The organism is Kitasatospora sp. NPDC001119 (genome assembly GCF_053598475.1).
In genome coordinates this window covers 70,068-88,357 of sequence record NZ_JBSFKI010000015.1, presented here as the reverse complement: position 1 = coordinate 88,357, position 18,290 = coordinate 70,068, and the positions used below count along the sequence as shown (strand labels likewise).

The following is an 18,290-nucleotide window of genomic DNA, read 5'->3' as shown; positions in this document are numbered from 1 at the left end:
ACATCCCATGACGAACCCGTTCGAGGACCCGGACGCCGGCTACCTCGTGCTCGTCAACGACGAGGGGCAGCACTCCCTGTGGCCGGCCTCCCTCGCGGTGCCCGACGGCTGGGCGGTCGCCCACGCCGAGGACACCCGCGACACCTGCCTGGAGTACATCGACCGGCAGTGGACCGACATGCGGCCGCGCGGCCTGGCGGGGAGCATGCAGTCATGACCGGAGCCTCCCCGATCCAGGACGCGGTCCGCCGCTACTACTCACTGGTCGACGCCAACCGCTTCGACGAACTGGTGGAACTCTTCACCGCCGACGCGACCTACGAACGGCCGGGCTACCAACCCCTGGTCGGCCGGGGCGAACTGACCGCCTTCTACCAGGGGGAGCGGGTCATCGCCGACGGCCGGCACACGGTCGACCAGCTGCTGCTGTCCGGGCGGGAGGCCGCGGTGCGCGGCAGTTTCACCGGAACGCTCAAGGGGGGTGACGCGGTGAGCCTGCGGTTCGCCGACTTCTTCCGGACGGACGGCACCGGCCTCTTCGCCCACCGCGTCACGTACTTCTTCGCCCCCTTGGTGTGAACACCGCTGGTCTGAGTGCGAGGACGGCTACGGGGTCTCCCCGACGCGGCCGAGGACCAGCTCCACGAAGGACCGCGCCGTCGAGTTCCCGTAGAACTCGCGCGGCGTCACCTTGGGCAGCCCCCGTTGCCGCAGGTCCGACAGCATGCGGACCACCAGGAGGGAGTTGCCGCCGAGTTCGAAGAAGTTGCCGTCGGGTTCCACGTCGACACCCAGCAGACCGGACCACACGGCGAGGATCTCGGTCCCGAGGTCGCCCTTCGCCTCCGGATCCGCCGCGGCGCCGTCCCGGTCCGTGACCGGTGCCGGTGCCGGTGCCGCGGTCGGAGCCGGGGCCGGGGCGGGGCCGGTGGACGGGGCCGGGAGCCGGGAGAGGTCCGGCTTGCCGTTGAGGGTCAGCGGGATGCCGGACACCCCGGTGAGGCCGGCCGGCAGCATGTGGTCCGGCAGCACGCGCCGGGCCGTCCGCCAGACCTGGTCCACCGAGCCGCCGTCCCGGAGCACCACGTAGGCGTCGATGCGGGCGCCGGCCGGGTCCCCCGCCTCGCCCTCCCGGAAGACGACCGCCGCGTCGGCGACCCCGGGGTCCGAGGCCAGGACGGAGGTGATCTCGTCCAGCTCGATCCGGTGGCCCCGCACCTTCACCTGGTTGTCCAGCCGGCCGAGGTGGTCGAGCCGGCCGTCCGGCCTCAGCCGGCCCCGGTCGCCGCTGCGGTACACCCGCTCCCCGGTCACCGGGTCGTCGACGAATCGTTCCGCCGTCAGCTCGGGACGGCCGAGATAGCCGTCGGCCACCCCGGCACCACCCACGTAGATCTCACCGGCGGGCCCCGGCGGCAGGACGTGGCCGTGCTCGTCCCGGACCGACACCCACCAGCCGGGCAGCGCCCGGCCCACGGACCGGGACCGCTCCAGGACCTCGCGCGGGGTCACCTCCTGCGCGGTGACGTGGACGGTCGTCTCCGTGATGCCGTACATGTTGACCAGCCGGCACCGGCTGGGGGAGTGACGGGCGAACCACCGCCCCAGCATCGCCGTGTTCAGCGGTTCACCGCCGAAGACGACCAGCCGCAGGGCGAGCGGTGCGGTGCCCGGGGCCGACCGGGTGTCGGCCTCGATGAGCTGGGAGAACGCGGACGGGGTCTGGCTGAGGACGGTCACCCGCCGCCGGGCCAGCAGCTCGTGGAACTCGTCCGGGTCACGGGCCGCCCAGTGCGGTACGACGACCAGCCGGCCCCCGGTGAGCAGGCAGCCCCAGATCTCCCACACGGAGAAGTCGAAGGCGCTGGAGTGGAAGAACGTCCACACGTCGTCCGGTCCGAGCCCGAGGTCCGCGGACGTGGCACCGACCAGGGCCAGCACGTTGCGGTGGGGGACCACGACCCCCTTGGGGCGGCCGGTGGATCCCGAGGTGTAGATGACGTAGGCGGCCGTGTCGGTGTTGCCGGTCTTCCCGGTCTCCAGGGGTTCCTGCGCGTCCGTCAGTTCCTGGGGCGAGACCACGGTCACCCCCTCGATCCGGGGGAAGCGCGCCGGGTCCCCGATGACGACCGGCACCTGAGCGTCGGTCGCGGTGTAGCGCAGCCGCTCCTCGGGGTACCGGGCGTCCATCGGGACGTAGGCGCAGCCCGCCTTCAGCACGCCCAGCAGGGTGGCGACGAGCGTGGTGTCCCGCTCCAGGCACACCCCCACCCGTGCGCCGCCCACCCCGAGGGCGCGCAGCCCGGCGGCCACCCGCTCCGCCCGGTCGTCCAGCTGGCCGTACGTCAGGCTGCTCTCGTCGTCGGTCACCGCGACGGCGTCCGGCCGTTGCCGGGCCAGCTCCGCGATCCGCCCGTCGATGGTCTCCGGCGGCGTCCGCCGCTCCGGCCCGGGCCCGGCGGGCGCGGGCTCGCCGGGGTCGGCCGCGGGACGGAAGCCGCCCAGCCGGGTCACGGCCTCGGCCGCGGCGTGGTCCAGCAGGCCCAGCCGCGCCGTCGGAGTCGTCCCGGGCAGGGTGCGCAGCCGCTGGGCCAGGTGCAGGACGCTCCGTCCGAACCACTCCGCGGTCGGCGGCGCCACCGTGCGCGGATCGTGGTGGAGGCGGGCGGCGCAGGTGCCGTCGGGCTGCCGCTCCAGATGGAGGACCAGGGAGAGCCCCGACCCCGGGAACGGGGTGTAGGACGTGCCGGAGGCGGCGTCACCGAGGACCACGCCCACGCTCGCGACCGCAGCGCCGGGCAGCGGAGTGCCGGTGCCGGCCGCGAGGAGGTCCGCGACCGTGCCGTCCGCGTCGACCCGGACGGAGCGCACCGCGGGACCGCCCGCCCGGAACGCGCGGTCGAACACCGCGATGCGCGCCTCCGGCCCGCCCTGGTAGCGCGCCAGCGCCAGCGCCGCCGCGGCCACCAGCGGCTCCTCCCCGGGCCACTCCGGACGGTCCGTCAGCGGGACCGTCCCGGCGGCGGTGAGGTCCGGCGCCTGGCGGTCCCCCAGGCCCCAGGGCACCGTGAGCGGCGTGGTGTCCCCGTCCGACCCGTCTTGCGCGTCCTGCGCGTCCGGTGTGTCGAGGGAGGGCGGCGGGTCGCCGTCGAGGGGCTCACCGTCCAGGAGGAGCGCCGCCAGCCGCACGAGGGCGCCGTAGGGCACCGAACGCCGCGCCACCAGGACCGCGTCGACGACCCCGTCGGCGTACTCCACGAGCACGGCGCGCAACGGGGGTCCGCAGGGGTGCAGGGGCCGCTCGGCCTCCTGGCGGACGCGGGCGTGCCCGGGGCCGGTCGAGGAGTCCACCGCGAGCGGCAGGGTCCACAGCCTCGACCCCGCCGGCTCCGGCCGTTCCCTGCTCTCTTGTTCCAACAACGTCCGGCTCTGTTCCCGGTCGACCGGGTACCGGGCGCGTACCACCAGGCTGTGGCAGGCAGGAGTGCGTACGGTCATCAGATCTCCGTCTCCGAAGGGGGGCGGGCGGGCACGGTCACCGGGCGCTGAAGCCGCCGTCGACCGTGAGCACACTGCCGGTCACCTGGCGCGAGTCGTCGCCCGCCAGCCAGAGGGCCGCACCGGCGACGTCCGGGGGCTCGATGAGGGCGTTCATCGGCTGGGCCTGGACGAACACCTCCTCGTGTTCGTCGACGCGGACGTCGAGCGAGCGCGCTATCTCGGAGAGCATCCGGCCCTCGACCAGCGGGTCGTCCCGGACGGAGCCGGGGCAGAGCGCGTTCACCCGGACGCGGTGCGGCGCGTAGTCCAGTGCCGCCGCCTTGGTCAGGCCGATCATGCCGTGCTTGGCGGCGACGTAGCCGGCGAAGTGCCGGTAGCCCACGAGACCGGCCGTCGAGGCGATGTTGATGATGCTGCCCGAGCGCTGCTCGATCATCGCCGGGACCACGGCCTTGGTCATCCGCCAGGCGCCCGACAGGTCGACGTCCAGCATGAGCGACCACTCGTCCTCGGTGATCTCGTGGACCCTGCGGCCGGAGGGCGCGGCGATCCCCGCGCCGTTGACCAGGACGTCCAGCCGTCCGAACCGGTCGAGGCACTCCGCCACGACCGAGGTGACCCTTCGGAGGTCGCGCACGTCGCAGTGGGCCGGGAGCACCGTGACGCCGTGCCGCGCGCACAGGTCGGCCGTGTGCGCGAGCTGGGCGGCCGAGCCCATGGGGTAGCCCACGCCGGGGAGGTCGTCGGCGATGTCGAGCAGCAGCAGGTCGGCGCCCTCCGCCGCGAAGCGGACGGCACAGGCGCGGCCGAGCCCGCGCGCCGCCCCCGTGATCACGGCCGTCTTGCCCTTCAGCTGCACGGCGACCCTCCGCGGTCGGGGTCGGCCGGGGCGGCGCCGCCGTCGGAGAGTACCTGCGCGACCGTGGTCAGCAGCACCTCCGGGGAGTCGACCAGGTACATGTGGCTGCCGGGCAGTTCCCGGTAGTCGAAGGACGCCCCGGTGGCGCTCCGCCACTCCTCCGCCTGCGTCCGGGAGACGAGCCCGTCGTCGGCGCCGCGCAGCGAGGTGACCGGGAGCGGCAGCGGGGTGTCGGAGGCGGGGACGTAGTCCTCGTGCATCGCCACGTCGGCGCGCAGCAGGGGCAGGAGCAGCTCCCGCAGGTCGGGGTCGTCGAAGGCCGCGTGCCGGTAGCCGGCGAACTCGCCGACGCGGGCCAGGAACTCCTCGTCGTCCAGCCCGGTCGCCCGCCGCTCGCGCCCGCTGCCGGGGCCGGGGGACCCGCTCACGAAGAGGTGGCGGAGTCCGGAGCGTCCGCCCAGCTCGCGGGCCAGCTCGTACGCGAGGACGGCACCCAGGCTGTGGCCGAAGAGCGCGAACGGTGCCTCGCCGCCCACGAGTTCCAGTATTCGCGGGGCGAGGACGGCGGCGGCCTCCGACGCGTCGGTGAACGGCTCCTCCAGGAACAGCTCCTCGCGGCCGGGAAGTTGGAGGGGGACGACCTTGAGGCCGGGCGGTGCGACGTTCCAGGCGCGGTAGAACCCGGCTCCGCTGCCCGCGAAGGGAAGGCAGACGAGGGGCAACTCGGTGGGGGACACGACTCGTTCACTCCTTGTGTTCCGATGGGGCCGGAATGCTCATTTCGGGCATGGCACGCCGAAGCCCCGGCTCGGCGGGGCCGACGTCGGCCACCCGCTCCAACCGGAGCTTCTTCCTGCGGGTCAGGCGCGTTCGGCAGAGCTATGTCATGCCACGCCTGAGGTGAACTCGTGCTACGCGGTGCGGACTTCCCGTGTCTCCTTTCCGAGACCGGCGTCGCGGGCCAGCACGGCGGCGGAGGCCCGGTCGTGCACCTCCAGTTTCGCGAAGATCCGCGAGACGTAATTGCGTACGGTCTTTTCCGCCAGGAAGATCCGACGCGCGATCTGGTGGTTGCTCAGTCCGCCGGCGACCAGTTCCAGGATCTCGAGTTCCCTGCTGGTCAGTTCGGACAGCCCGGTCGTCTCCGGCAGGATCCGCACGGTGGAGAAATGCAGGCTGAGCCGGGAGGCGATGGTCCGGCTGAAGACGGCGCCCCCCTTGGCCACGATCTCGATGGAGTGGAGGAGTTCCTCGGAGGACCTCATGTGCGAGAGGTATCCGCTGACCCCGACGCGCAGGGCGGTGAAGACGGCGTCGTCGTCGTCGTTCTGCGACACCACCATCATTTTGGGCCTGGTCTTGTGGCGGCGGTATGTCGAGACGATCTGCTGGGCGTTCTCGTAGATGGACCTCTTCGAGGACGGCTCGCCCAGGATGACCACGTGCGGCTGTAATTCGGTGTTCTCGAGACATCGCATGCCGTCGAGGACGCCCACGGCCCGGCCGACGAGTGTGAATCTGCCATCCTGTTCGATGATTGTCTCCAGTCCGGCGAGTGAAACCGGATTGTCGCTGATGATGAACAGGTTGATCTCCATTTGTACGTCCCCCGTTTGGCACGTCGTACGGCTCGTTTTTCTTCGGTGCGTCATTCTTTGCAGGAGAAAGGCCGGTCCGGTGCTCCAGCGAGTATGGGTAGACGAATGATCGAAACGCAAGTTCCGCTCTTAACTGCAAGGGATCGTTCCGCTTGATGAGTGACTATCCGGTCATCCGGTATGTCTTCGCCGGACGGGTGTGGCGCGGGGACGCCGGCGGTCCCCTGGGCTCGCGGGTGAGCCCGGAGTCCCTGGGGCCACGGGCCCGGCGCGGCCCCGTCACCGGTTGCCCTCCCTCCGCGCCGGGCACCGTGCGGGCGCGGCGGACGGTGGCCGAAACGGGGAGGTGACGACTGTTTCCCGAGGAACGGATGTTTATCCAGAGACAGGGGGGGCATTGTCGACAGGCATATGGTGTGGACCAATGGGCCTGGTCGCCGGCGGGCGACAGTACACCCGCAGGGCGAATTGCGGTACACGCCGACCTTGATCCACACCCGTACTGGACGCGCCTCGAACCGGCCCCCTACGTTCGGCACATGGGTAATGCTCCTCGTCGGCGCCTGATCACACTGGACGTGCTGGCCGCGCTCGGGTTCGTGATCCTCCCGCAGGTGTCGGTGCTGCGTCCGGCCGACGGCGGCGAGGTGAGCGCCACCGCCGTGTGGCTGCTGTCCCTGGGCACCGCGCTGCCGCTGGTCGTACGGAGGCTGTGGCCGGTCCCGGTGTTCGCGGTCGCGTTCACCGCCGCCTGGGTGGCGCTGGTCGCCGGGGTCGGGCCGACCCCCTTCCTCGCCGCCGCCTACGCCCTGTACCTGGTGGCCACCACCAGGAGGGGGCGACCGGGGCTTTCCGTGGCCCTCGTCGCCGGGCTGTGCACGGCCGGCGCGGTCCTGATGACGGTGTCGGGAGGGCAGGGGTACCAGGGCGGGAGCAGGGCCGTACAGGTCGTGCTCGGAGTGCTCGTCCTCGGCGCCACCTGGGCGACGGGGGCCGCGGTCAGGGAACGGCGGGAGAGCCTGCGGCGCGCCATCGAGCACGCGGCCGAGCAGGCGAAGGCCGAGGAACGCCTGCGCATCGCCCGTGACATCCACGACGTCGTCACCCACAGCGTGGGCGTGATCGCGATCAAGGCGAGCGTCGCCAACCACGTGGCCACCACCCGCCCCGAGGAGGCGCGGGAAGCCCTGGCGGTGATCGAGGACATCAGCCGCCGGGCGCTGCGTGACATGCGGGCCACCCTCAAGGTGCTGCGCCGCGAGCAGGACGGCGGCGCCGGCGACCTGCGGCCGGTCCAGGGGCTGACGGACCTGCCGGCCCTGGTGCGCACGGCCGAGGCCGCCGGAGTCCGCGTCGACCTGCGGAGCGAGTACGAGGAGGAGCCCCCGAACGGTGTCGCGCTGTCCGTGTTCCGGATCGTCCAGGAGGCCCTGACCAACGTCGTCAAGCATGCCGCGCCCACCCGCTGCCGGGTCCGGATCGCGGCCGTCCAGGGCACGTTGACGATCGACATCACCGACGAGGGCCCCGGGCCCGGGCACCGGCCCACCGTGCCCGGCGGGGGGATGGGCCTGGTCGGGATGAAGGAGCGGGTCGCCGCGCACAGCGGCACCTTCGGCGCCGGGCCGCGGCCGGGCGGCGGCTTCCGGATCGTGGTGACACTGCCGTACTGAGCCCGACCCGTTCCCGGGTGCCGGACTCATCCGCAGGTATGGGTTCGGCCCGCGCGGGCCGCCGCGGAATCCCGACCCCGGACCGATGCGGCCGGCCGGCCCGCCCGACGAGACTCGTCCCGTGATCGAAGTCCAGAACCTGACCAAGCGGTACGGGGAGACCACCGTCGTGGCAGGCCTCACCTTCACGGTGCGGCCGGGCGCCGTCACCGGATTCCTGGGCCCCAACGGGGCCGGGAAGTCCACGACGATGCGCATGATCCTCGGCCTCACCCGCCCGGATGCCGGAACCGCCCTCATCGGCGGCCGCCCCTATCACGAACTGACGTACCCCGCCCGGCAGGTCGGCGCCCTGCTGGAGACGGCGGTCGCGCACCGCAGCCTGACCGCCGCCGACCATCTGCGCTGGATCGCGCAGAGCAACCGGATCGACCGGCGACGGGTCGCGGAGGTCCTGGAGGCGGTCGGCCTGACCGGAGCGGCCCGGCGGCGGGTCGGCACGTTCTCCCTCGGCATGGGACAGCGGCTCGGCCTGGCCGCGGCCCTGCTCGGCGACCCGCCCGTCCTGGTGCTCGACGAGCCGGTCAACGGCCTGGACGCCGAGGGCATCCGATGGCTGCGCGACCTGCTGCGCTCGATGGCCGCCGAGGGCCGGACCGTCCTCGTCTCCAGCCACTTGATGGCCGAGATGTCCGTGGTCGCGGACGACCTGGTCGTCATCGGCCGCGGACGACTGCTTACCCAGACCGGCACGGAGGAGTTCATCCGGCGCCACGCACGGACCTACGTGCGGGTGCGGACCTCCGAACCCCTGCGCCTGCACCGGGAACTGGAACGGAACGGCGCCTCGCTGAGCCTCGCGCACGACGGCAGCCTGGAGGTCGACGGCATGACGGCGGCCGAGATCAACCGGCTGGCCGCGGCGGGCGACCTCCCGCTCGAAGAGCTGAGCACCCACACGGGATCGCTCGAGGACACCTTCCTCAAGCTCACCGGCCCCGAAGGGAGCAGCACCCGTGTCTGAGACGGCCGCGGCCATGCGGGCCGAGTTCACCAAACTGCGCGGCGTCCGCGGCACGTTCGTCGCGCTGCTGCTGTTCGCCCCCGCCAGCCTCTTCCTCTCCGCCCTGGGCGGCTGGTCCGCGAGGAAGGCGATCGAGTCGGACAACCCCCTGCTCCGCTCCGACTTCACCCCCGAGCAGACCGGCATGGACGGCGTCCTCTACGGCCAGCTGGCGCTGATCGTGTTCGCCGTGCTCCTCGTCTCGAGCGAGTACTCGTCCGGCATGATGCGGGTCTCGCTGCTCGCCGTGCCCCGGCGCGGGCGGCTCTACCTGGCGAAGGCGGCCGTCACCGCCGCCGCCGCGGTGGCCGTCGCGATCCCCGTCACCGTCCTCGGCTACCTGCTCACGCAGTTCGCCCTCGGTCCCCACGGCGCCGGCATCGACACGAGTGGTGTCCCCCGCGCCCTCGCCGGCGCCGTGGTCTATCTGACGATGATGAGCCTGTTCGCGGCGGGCGTGGCCTCGACGGCCCGCGGCGCCGTCGTCCCGCTGGCCGTCCTGCTCCCGATGGTGCTCGCCGGCTCCCAGATCCTGTCCACCATCGGCGCGACCAAGGAGATGGTCCGGTACCTCCCCGACCGGGCCGGCATGCGGATGCTCACGGTCGGCTCGGACGACGCGCTCACCGGGTTCGCCGTCCTCCTCGCGTGGACCGTCGTGGCACTGGCGGCCGGCTGGCTGCGCCACCGGCGTTGGGACGGTTGACGGGACGGGCGGGGAGGGACTCGACGTCGCGTGACGGGCGCGGCCGGCCGGCGTGCTCCGGCCCCGGCCGACCGCCCTCAACAGGGCTTATGTCCAAAGGCAGTTGAGGAGACGGAACAGGCGCTGCTGCTAGAATCGCGGACTTCGAGGGCTCGATGAGCAGTTTGCGGGGAATGCGGGATGGCCGAGGCGGTCCGGGTGCTGATCGCGGACGATCAGGCGCTGTTGCGCGGGAGCTTCCGCGTCCTCGTCGACTCGACACCGGGGATGGAGACCGTCGGCGAGGCCGGTGACGGCGCCCGGGCGGTGGAACTCGCCCGGGAGCTCAGGCCCGACGTCGTCCTGATGGACCTGCGGATGCCCGTCATGGACGGCATCGCGGCCACCCGGGAGATCTGCTCCGACGAGACCATGGCCGGCGTACGGGTGCTGGCCCTGACGATGTTCGACATGGACGAGTACGTCTACCCGGCCCTCCAGGCGGGTGCGAGCGGATTCATGCTGAAGGACGCCTCGCCCTCGGACCTGGTCGCCGGCATCCGCGTCATCGCCACCGGCGAGGCCGTCCTGGCGCCCACGGTCACACGCCGCCTCATCGAGACCGTCTCCCGCACCCGGCCGACGGCGCGGCCGGCCCCGCGGCTCGTCGGGCTCACCAGGCGGGAGCAGGAGGTGCTCGTGCTGATCGCGAACGGGCTGTCGAACGCCGAGATCGCCCAGCGGCTGGTGATCAGCCTGCCCACCGTGAAGACGCATGTGAGCAGCCTTCTGGCCAAGCTGAACGTCCGGGACCGGGCCCAACTGGTCATCATCGCCTACGAGAGCGGTCTCGCCGAGCCGGGCATGCCCGCCTGACGCCTGACGCCTGACGCCTGCCCGAGGCCGCGCCCGGGCGTGGCGGAGCCGCCGTGGTGAGGAGGGGCCCGGGGGCCTCTTCCACGGCGGCTCCGCTGTCGCTGTCGCGGTCGGTGGCAGTCCGTCGGCTTCCGGAGCCGGTCGGTGCCGCCGGGGCGGGTGGGGGTTACCAGTTCGCCCAGGGGAGGTTCCAGCCGCCCAGGCCGTTGTCGGGGGCGACGGTCTTCTCCTTGGTGTTCACGATCGTGACGACGTCGCCGATCAGCGAGCTGTTGAAGAACGCCCCCGCGCTGGAGGTGTCGCTGCCGCCCTCGGTGTCCTTGAGCGCGACGCAGCCGTGGCTGGTGTTCGCCTTGCCGAAGGGGTCGCCCTCGTACCAGTAGTTGCCGTGGAGGTAGGTGCCGCTCCTGGTCAGCCGCATCGCGTGCGGGACGGCGGGGATGTCGTACTCGTTGCCGAGGCCGACGGTCTGGGAGTTCATGTGGGTGACCTTCTCCTTGGACATGATCACCATGGTGCCGCCCCACGACGGGTGCTTCGCGTCGCCGAGCGTGGCGGGCACGGTGGTGCTCTTGCCGTCCCGGACGACCGTCATCTGGTGCGTGGCGGCGTCGGCGGTGGAGACCTGGGAGCGGCCGATGCTGAACGGCTCGTCCTTGTCGACGTCGCCCCACACGCCCGGGGCGACCTCGACGTTCTTCAGCCGGTAGTGGATGGTCACCCTGGTGCCCGGCTTCCAGTAGTCGGCCGGGCGGAAGTCCAGCCGGTTGTCGTCGAACCAGTGGCCCTTCACCTCGGTGCCGTTGTCCGTCTCGAAGGTGATCGCCTTGGCGACGGCGTCCTTGTTCACGACCTTCGTGCTGAAGTCCACCTTGACGATCATGCCCACGCCGTACGTCTGGCCGTCGCCGATGTTGTCGTTGGTGGACACCTGCTTCTCGGGCGTGAGCGTGGTGAAGGCGGAGGTGGACGCGGCCACCAGGCCGTCGGCGTCCGCGGCCTGGGCGTTCACCGTGTACGCCGTGCCGGGGGTGAGCGCGGCGGCGGGCTTCCAGCCGGTGCCGTCCGGGGTGATCGAGCCCTGGACGGGCTTGCCGTCCTTGTCGGTCACGTCGACGGTGGTGAGCCTGCCCTTGGAGACGGACACCCGCAGGGCGTTCGGCGCGACGCCGCGGGCGCCGTCCTTCGGCTCGACGTCCAGCACGGCGGCGGATGTCTTCGAGGTGGTCGTGTTCGCGTTCCCGTCCCCGGTGGCGCCGGGGGCGGCGGTGGCGGAGGCGCCCGCCGGGCCGGCCGCTTCACCGCCCTTGCCCTGCTCGTCACCGCAGGCCGCGGTCATCAGCAGGACCCCGCCCATCGTCAGTGCCACCGCGCCGCGGTTGAAACGGTCGGTGGTGCGTATGGCGGAACGGGCCGCCCGAACAGTGCTCACAGGTGCTCCTTCTCGGTGTTGGTCGCCAGCTTGTCCGCCCGCTCGTCCCGGCCACAACGGTGAGCCGGCGATCAGGGACCCGGGGACGCCCGTACCTGCTCTGAGCTGGGAAGACGTAAGCTTCCTGGGACGCGTTCGCGGGATGGCGGAACCGTGGGACGGCGTGCCGCGTGCTTGTCTGCCGGAGCCCGCGCCACAGCCGGCGGGGGCGGGGGCGGGGGACGTGACGGTGCCGAGCCCGACTGCCGGGGGCGGGTGAAGGAACAGTGCCGAAGGGAATCGGGAAGTTGAGGGAGACGGACGAGGTCGCCCGGCTGCTGCAGGAGCTGAAGAGCCGGTCGGGGCTCAGTTACGGAGCGCTGGCGAAGCGGCTGCACCTGAGCACGTCGGCCCTGCACCGCTACTGCAACGGCGATGTGATGCCGACGGAGTTCGCCCCGCTGGACCACTTCTCGCGGGTGTGCGAGGCGACGCCGCAGGAACGTGTCGAGCTGTACCGGCTGTGGGTCGTCGTCCGTGCGACGCGTGGGAACAGGCCGACCGCCGCCCCTGAGCCGGTGGCACCCGCACCGCCCGCGGCCCCGGCACCGGCGGCGGCCCCGGTACCGGAGGCGGCCCCGGCACCGGAGCCCGTCCCGGACCGCGCCCCCGCGGTGCCGCCCCGGCGGCGCACCCGCCGCCGGGGCGTCCTCGCCGCGGTGACGGCCATCGCGCTGCTGGTCGCCGTCGGGGTCGTCGTCACCGGCCTGAGGCTCCGTCCGGACGGGGAGACCGACCCGGCCCGGGCCGCCGACGCCGGGTCGTCCACCGGATCCCCGGCCCCGTCCGTGCCCCCGTCCCTGTCCCCGCAGCTGTCCGCGGCCGCCGCCGTCGCCGCTGCCGGGGCGAGCCCACCCGGGGCGATCGGCGGGGCGGACCCGAGCACCAGCGCACCGATCAGCGTCGCCGTCCACCCGTCCGGCTGGGACGCCAAGTGCGACCAGTACGTCGTCAACCGCCCGCCGTCCGAGGTCCCCCGACCGCCCGCCGTGCCGGAGGCGGCGGGCTGGGCCTCCCAGGTCGGCGCGGTGCCGGGCCACTCCCGGTCGGTCAAGCTCACCGTGCAGGGCACCGGCTGGGACACCGTGCTGCTGACGGGTCTCAACGTCCGGGTCACCCGGGTCGCGGCCCCGCTCGCCTGGAACGCCTACTCCATGGGCGAGGGCTGCGCCGGTGGAGTCGGTGCCCGCTCCTACCGCATCGACCTGGACGCGGCCCGCCCCGTCCCGGTCGTGGCCGACGGCAGCGGCAGCCTGCCGGTGGTCGTGACCCAGAGCGAACCGGCGGTCATCGAGGTCACCGCCGAGACCACCACCCACGACGTCAGCTGGTACCTGGAACTGGAGTGGACCAGCGGCAACCGGAAGGGGATGCTGCCCGTCGACCTCGGCCGCGGCACCCCGTTCCGCACCAGCGCGGTGAAGGACCGGCCGCTGTACGCCTACCCGGCGGGCGGGCAGGCCTGGGAGCAGGCCCCGGCCCGGCAGTAACGGCGACGATGGCGACGGCGGGGCGGCGCCGGGAACGGGGCGGGAACGCGATCAGGACCGGGGCCCCGGGGTACGGCCCCGGCCAGGACCAGGGGCCCGGTCCGGGATCGGTCCCGGGAGCCTGCCCGGGGCCGGGGGCCGCTGGGAGGATCGACCGGGGACGCCGGAGCGCTCCCCGGGCCGCGGGCCGCCGCGAGGGGACGGCTCACGGGCGGCGGTCTCGGTGGACCGGCGAGGCCCGGGGCGGCCGACCGGCCGTAGAGAGGAGCGCCACAGCATGTCGACGCACCACGGGCCACTGCTGCCACTGCCACTGCCACTGCGGCCGTCGCCGGAGCAGAGCGGCGCCGGCCTGCCCTGGACGGCCGGCGACGCGCTGGTGGCCGTCGGGGTGGCCGTCCTGGACCTCCTCGGCTACACGATCGGCGGCTCGGACGGAAGACCGCCGATCGCCGCGACCGCGCTGGTCCTGCTGGTACTGGCGGCCGTGCCGCTGCTCACCAGGCGCCGCCACCCGCTGGCGTCGCTGGCGGGGGTGCTGGTCCTCGGCCTGGCGCTGAACCTGAGTGTGTCGATGCCGCCGCACTTCACCGGCACGCTCTGCGTCGCGCTGTTCGCCGTGGCCCGGTCCCGCGGCGTCGCGGTGGCCGTGCCGGCCGGCCTCGTGGCGGCCGCCGTACCGCTGGTGGGCCGGGGGTATCCGCTGCCGCCCGCGGTGGGGGACGTGGCGGGCAACGTGGTCGCCGCGGCGCTGGTCGTCGTCACGGCCGAGGGGCTGACGTGGTGGCAGCGCGAGGTGGAGGTCAGGCGCAGGCTGCTGGCCGACCGCGCGGTGGCGCAGGAACGGCGCCGCATCGCGCGGGAGCTGCACGACATCGTCGCCCACCACATCACCACCATGCAGCTGATGGCCGCCGGTGCCAGGGCCAACCTCGGCGGTGACACCGAGGTGGTGCGCGAGGCCCTGGTCACCCTGGAGGGCTCCGGCCGGATGGCGCTGCGCGAGATGCGCCACCTGCTCGACGTGCTGCGGGCCGACGACGAGCCGGACGGGGCGGACCGGGCGCTGGGCAAGGCTCCGGGCGGGGCGTCGGGCGGGGCGCCGTCCGCGCCGCAACCCGGGGTCGGGCAGCTCGGACAGCTCGTCGAGGAGTCCCGCAGGGCCGGCCTGCCCACCGACTTCGCCGTCCTGGGGGAGGAGCGCCCGCTGCCGCCGAGCGCCGGCCTGGCGGTGTTCCGGATCGTCCAGGAGGCCCTCACCAACACCCGCAAGCACGCCGGCCGGGCCGCCCGGGCGAGGGTCCGGCTGACCTACCACCCGGACCGGGTCACCGTCGAGGTGTCCGACAACGGCACCGCCGCGCCGCCCGACTCCCCGCCCGACTCCCCGGCGGACGCCCCGGTGGGCGCGGGCGGTGCGCCCGGACCGCGGGCGGGCCGCACCGGGTACGGTCTGATGGGCATGCGCGAGCGCGTCGCGCTGCAGGGCGGCAGCATGGTGGCCGGGGGCATCGACGGTGGTGGCTTCCGGGTGGTGGCCAGTCTGCCGGTGGCGCCGGCGGACGGAGAGGAACGGCTCGGATGACGGGAACCGCGGAACGGATCAGGGTGCTGATCGCGGACGACCAGCCGCTGGTGCGGCGAGGCCTGGCGCTGATCCTGGCCCCCGACCCGGCGTTCGAGGTGGTGGCCGAGGCGGACAACGGGCAGCGGGCGGTGGACCTCGCGCACCAGCACCGGCCCGACGTCGTGGTGATGGACATCCGGATGCCGGTCCTCGACGGGGTCCAGGCGACCGAGCGGCTCTCCCAGGAGCTGCCCGCGTGCCGGGTCCTGGCGTTGAGCACCTTCGACATGGACGAGTACGTGGTCGCCGCCCTGCGCGCCGGAGCCTCCGGGTTCCTGCCCAAGGACGTCTCCCCGGAGGAGCTTTCGGCGGCCGTGCGGACGGTGCACGGCGGGGAGGCGGTGGTGGCGCCGCGCCTGCTCACCCGGCTGATCTCCACCTACGTCACCTCGCCCCGGCTGCCGCGGCCGCCGGTGTCGGCGCCGGTGCCGGTGTCCGCTCCGGGTGAACTGACGCCCCGTGAGATCGAGGTGTGGCACCTGCTGGCCACCGGCCTCGACAACGCCGAGATCGCCTCGGCGATGGGCATCAGCGTCTCCACGGTCAAGAACTACATCACCAGCGTCTTCGCCAAGCTGAGTGTCCGCGACCGTGCCCAGGCGGTGATCGCGGCCTACGAGTCCGGTCTGGTCGAGGCCCGGTCCGCGAACCCGGCGGGCTGAAGCGGGTCGGACCAGGCGGAAGCGAGCAGGGTCGGGCCGGCCCCCGGCGTGGGCAGGGGGCCGGCCCGAGGCCCGGGTCAGCGGCAGAGGGCCGCGTCCAGGGCGTCCGTCATGTGCTGCGCGCCGGCCTCGCCCGGAACGGTGGTGACGGTGATGGTGGCGGCGCGACCGTCCTCGGTGACGCCGCCGCGGGACCGGTAGCCGGGGGCGGTGCCGCCGTGGCCCCAGACGAGGCCGCCGCAGGAGAGCGGCCTGCTCTGCAGGCCCAGTCCGTAGCGGATCCCCTGGCCGATCAGATCGGCGGGGACGGTGGTGCGCATCTCGGCGAGCTGCGCCGCGGGCAGGAGCCGGCCGCCGAGGAGCGCGGTGAAGAACGTGTTGAGGTCGGTGTTGGTCGAGACGATCGCCCCCGTCGCCCAGGCCATCGAGGAGTCCATCTCGGTGTAGTCGAACCGGGGCGCGCCCGGTGTGCTGGGGAGGTAGCCGTGGGGGTGGGCCTCGTGGACGGTGGTGTCACCGACGGCGGGGAAGTAGGTGTGGCGCAGGCCGATGCGGTCGATGACGCGCTTGGTGATCTCCTCGCCGACGGGCCGTCCGGTGATCTTCTGGACGAGGAGACCGGCGACGATGTAGTTGGTGTTGCTGTACGCCCAGCCGGTACCCGCGGGGAAGAGGGCCTTCTGGGCGAGGGCACCGTCGAGAAGGTCGCGGGGCTCGAAGTAGCGGTACTGCACCGTGGTGAAGTCCGAGAGTTCGGGGGAGTCCATGTAGTCGGGCAGGCCGCTGGTGTGCTGGAGCAGTTGGCGGACGGTGATGCCGCGCCCGTCGATGCCGTCGCCGCGCAGCAGGCCCGGCAGGTAGGTCTCGATGGGGGAGTCCAGGCCCACCTTTCCTTCGGCGACGAGTTGGAGGACGACGACGGCGGTGAAGGTCTTGGTATTGCTGCCGGCGCGGATCTGGCCGTCCACGGGGACCTTGGCCCCGGTGGCGAGGTCGCCGACGCCGGCGGTGTAGTTGCGGGTGCGGCCGTCGCGGCCCTTGACGGCGGCCAGTGCGGCGGGCAGGCCGTCGTCCTTGACCAGGGCGTCCAGGCTCTGTTGGACGATGTCGGGCTTGCCGCCGGCGAACGCCGTGGTCGGCGCCAGGACGCCGGCGGCCACGGCGGTGACGGTCGCCACGGCCGCCACCATCCGGTGCCGGCCACGGCGTCCGCGATGGGTTCGGGTGTGCTGTACGCGCTCGTTCATGGAGGAACTCCTCTGCTGGAGGCGGGAATTGGCGGGGCGGGCGGGTTCCGCGCGCCGGGGCGCGCGGAACCCGCTGGTCGTGGTCGTGCCGGTGCGGACGCTCGGACCGGGTCAGCGGCAGAGGGCCGTGTCCACCGCGGCCTTGACGTGCTGCTCGGCCGCGTCGCCCGGGATCATGGTCACCGCGACGCCGGCGGCGCGGCCGTCGTCGGTGGCGCCCCCGGAGCTGAAGTAGCCCGGGATGGTCCCGAGGTGGCCCCAGTACAGGCCGCCGCAGGACAGCGGGTTGCTCATCAGGCCCAGCCCGTAGCGGACGCCGGGACCCACCGAGTCGGCGGGGACGGTGGTGCGCATCTCGGCGAGCTGCGCCGCGGGCAGGAGCCGGCCGCCGAGGAGCGCGGCGTAGAAGCGGCTGAGGTCGCTCGTGGTGGAGACGACGGCGCCCGCCGCCCAGCCCCAGGACGGGTCCAGGTCCGTGTATTCGCGGAACGAGCCGTCGGCTTCCTGGTGGTAGCCCTTGGGGTGGGCCTCGCGGACGGTGGTGTCGCCGGGGGTGGGGAAGTAGGTGTGGCGCAGGCCGATGCGGTCGACGACGCGCCGGTTGATCTCCTCGCCGAGCGGCCGCCCGGTGACCTTCTGGATGATCAGGCCGGCCACCAGGTAGTTGGTGTTGTTGTACTCCCACCGCGTACCCGGGGCGAAGTGGGCCTTCTGGGCCAGGGCCGCGTCGAGGAGCTCGCGCGGTTCGTAGTACCGGTTCGGGTTGGCGAGGATGGCGCCCTTGTCCACGTACTCGGGCAGGCCGCTGGTGTGCTGGAGCAGCTGGCGGACGGTGATGCCGCGTCCGTCGATGCCGTCGCCGCGCAGCAGGCCCGGCAGGTAGGTCTCGACGGGCGAGTCCAGGCCCACCTTTCCTTCGGCGACGAGTTGGAGGACGACGACCGCGGTGAAGGGCTTGGTGTTGCTGCCGATCCGTATCTGGCCGTCCGTGGGGACCTTGGCCCCGGTGGCGAGGTCGCCGACGCCGGCGGTGTAGGTGCGGGTGCGGCCGTCGCGGCCCTTGACGGCGGCCAGCGCGGCGGGCACGCCGTCGTCCTTGGCCAGGGTGTCCAGGCTCGACTGGACGCTGTCGGGCCTGCCGCCCGCGAACGCCGCGGTCGGTGCCAGGACGCCGGCGGCCACGGCGGCGGCCGCCGCCACGGCTACCGCCACCCGGTGCCGGCCGTTGCGGCGGCGGAGCGGAAGGCGGTGGTGCGGTGCGTGCTCGTACACGGGGGTCCCCTCTGGTGGTTGGCGCCGGGGATTCCCGGCCTGCGGCAAGAAGACCATTCAGGGGCACGGGAGTTCATCGGTTCCCAGGACGAGAGCGCACCCGGGAGCGGGCTCCCGGGACCCGCCCCGGCCGGGACCGGGCTCCCGGCCGGGACCGCGGCGGGGCGGGGGCGGGGCGGGGGCGAGGGACATCCGAAACGGTGACTGGAGGCGTCCCGGGGTGGTGGGGGAGGCTGGCGGCGACAATCCGGGCGTGGTGCTCGCGG

General features: G+C 73.3%; 16 protein-coding genes. 9 read left to right on the top strand and 7 right to left on the bottom strand.

The window, feature by feature from the left end; translation table 11 throughout:
- The first annotated feature begins 7 nt into the window (after positions 1–7).
- Positions 8–217: an MbtH family protein gene (locus ACWDD9_RS20010; protein ID WP_449812184.1), complete on the top strand. Its 210-nt coding sequence runs from the start codon at positions 8–10 to the stop codon at positions 215–217.
- On the top strand, positions 214–579 hold the full coding sequence (locus tag ACWDD9_RS20005; protein WP_380742496.1) for a nuclear transport factor 2 family protein: 366 nt from the start codon (positions 214–216) through the stop codon (positions 577–579). The genes ACWDD9_RS20010 and ACWDD9_RS20005 overlap by 4 nt, the downstream gene beginning before the upstream one ends.
- Positions 580–606: 27 nt before the next feature.
- Here the strand turns inward: ACWDD9_RS20005 and ACWDD9_RS20000 are convergent, their stop codons facing one another.
- The 4 genes from ACWDD9_RS20000 to ACWDD9_RS19985 form a co-directional block, all read right to left on the bottom strand.
- Entirely contained in the window at positions 607–3,498 is a 2,892-nt protein-coding gene (locus tag ACWDD9_RS20000; RefSeq protein ID WP_449812183.1) for an amino acid adenylation domain-containing protein, read from the bottom strand.
- 37 nt (positions 3,499–3,535) lie between these two features.
- A complete protein-coding gene (locus tag ACWDD9_RS19995) occupies positions 3,536–4,360 on the bottom strand; it encodes an SDR family oxidoreductase (RefSeq protein WP_049649015.1) in 825 nt (274 codons plus the stop codon).
- Positions 4,351–5,097 (bottom strand): thioesterase II family protein, encoded by a 747-nt coding sequence (locus tag ACWDD9_RS19990; RefSeq protein WP_449812182.1) that lies wholly within the window; start codon positions 5,095–5,097, stop codon positions 4,351–4,353. The genes ACWDD9_RS19995 and ACWDD9_RS19990 overlap by 10 nt, the downstream gene beginning before the upstream one ends.
- Positions 5,098–5,271: 174 nt before the next feature.
- Complete coding sequence (locus tag ACWDD9_RS19985) at positions 5,272–5,958, bottom strand: response regulator transcription factor (protein ID WP_181970731.1); 687 nt, start codon at positions 5,956–5,958, stop codon at positions 5,272–5,274.
- A gap of 539 nt (positions 5,959–6,497) precedes the next feature.
- Between ACWDD9_RS19985 and ACWDD9_RS19980 the strand changes: the two genes are divergently transcribed.
- The 4 genes from ACWDD9_RS19980 (at position 6,498) to ACWDD9_RS19965 (ending at position 10,255) form a co-directional block, all read left to right on the top strand.
- Positions 6,498–7,631, top strand: a complete 1,134-nt coding sequence (locus ACWDD9_RS19980) for a sensor histidine kinase (RefSeq protein WP_117490369.1) — start codon at positions 6,498–6,500, stop codon at positions 7,629–7,631.
- A 121-nt stretch (positions 7,632–7,752) separates the two neighbouring features.
- On the top strand, positions 7,753–8,655 hold the full coding sequence (locus ACWDD9_RS19975) for an ABC transporter ATP-binding protein (RefSeq protein ID WP_049649023.1): 903 nt from the start codon (positions 7,753–7,755) through the stop codon (positions 8,653–8,655).
- Positions 8,648–9,400: an ABC transporter permease gene (locus ACWDD9_RS19970; protein WP_063780012.1), complete on the top strand. Its 753-nt coding sequence runs from the start codon at positions 8,648–8,650 to the stop codon at positions 9,398–9,400. The genes ACWDD9_RS19975 and ACWDD9_RS19970 overlap by 8 nt, the downstream gene beginning before the upstream one ends.
- Before the next feature lie 180 nt (positions 9,401–9,580).
- The gene (locus ACWDD9_RS19965; RefSeq protein ID WP_049649020.1) at positions 9,581–10,255 is read left to right on the top strand and encodes a response regulator; all 675 of its coding nucleotides are present in this window, start codon (positions 9,581–9,583) and stop codon (positions 10,253–10,255) included.
- Positions 10,256–10,421: 166 nt separating this feature from the next.
- On the opposite strand, the gene ACWDD9_RS19960 is transcribed toward ACWDD9_RS19965, so the two are convergent.
- Positions 10,422–11,687: a L,D-transpeptidase gene (locus ACWDD9_RS19960; RefSeq protein WP_234348159.1), complete on the bottom strand. Its 1,266-nt coding sequence runs from the start codon at positions 11,685–11,687 to the stop codon at positions 10,422–10,424.
- A gap of 287 nt (positions 11,688–11,974) precedes the next feature.
- Between ACWDD9_RS19960 and ACWDD9_RS19955 the strand changes: the two genes are divergently transcribed.
- The 3 genes from ACWDD9_RS19955 to ACWDD9_RS19945 all read left to right on the top strand — a co-directional run bounded on the left by ACWDD9_RS19955 (position 11,975) and on the right by ACWDD9_RS19945 (position 15,505).
- Positions 11,975–13,216, top strand: coding sequence for a helix-turn-helix domain-containing protein (locus ACWDD9_RS19955; RefSeq protein WP_449812181.1), 1,242 nt, complete (start codon positions 11,975–11,977; stop codon positions 13,214–13,216).
- 277 nt (positions 13,217–13,493) lie between these two features.
- Positions 13,494–14,801 carry a sensor histidine kinase gene (locus ACWDD9_RS19950; RefSeq protein WP_449812180.1) on the top strand — a complete coding sequence of 436 codons (1,308 nt, stop codon included), beginning with the start codon at positions 13,494–13,496 and terminating at the stop codon, positions 14,799–14,801.
- Entirely contained in the window at positions 14,798–15,505 is a 708-nt protein-coding gene (locus ACWDD9_RS19945) for a response regulator transcription factor (protein WP_117490385.1), read from the top strand. The genes ACWDD9_RS19950 and ACWDD9_RS19945 overlap by 4 nt, the downstream gene beginning before the upstream one ends.
- A 77-nt stretch (positions 15,506–15,582) precedes the next feature.
- On the opposite strand, the gene ACWDD9_RS19940 is transcribed toward ACWDD9_RS19945, so the two are convergent.
- Positions 15,583–16,752, bottom strand: coding sequence for a serine hydrolase domain-containing protein (locus ACWDD9_RS19940; protein WP_449812179.1), 1,170 nt, complete (start codon positions 16,750–16,752; stop codon positions 15,583–15,585).
- 111 nt (positions 16,753–16,863) lie between these two features.
- Positions 16,864–18,024: a serine hydrolase domain-containing protein gene (locus ACWDD9_RS19935; protein ID WP_387967018.1), complete on the bottom strand. Its 1,161-nt coding sequence runs from the start codon at positions 18,022–18,024 to the stop codon at positions 16,864–16,866.
- Positions 18,025–18,290 lie beyond the last annotated feature (266 nt).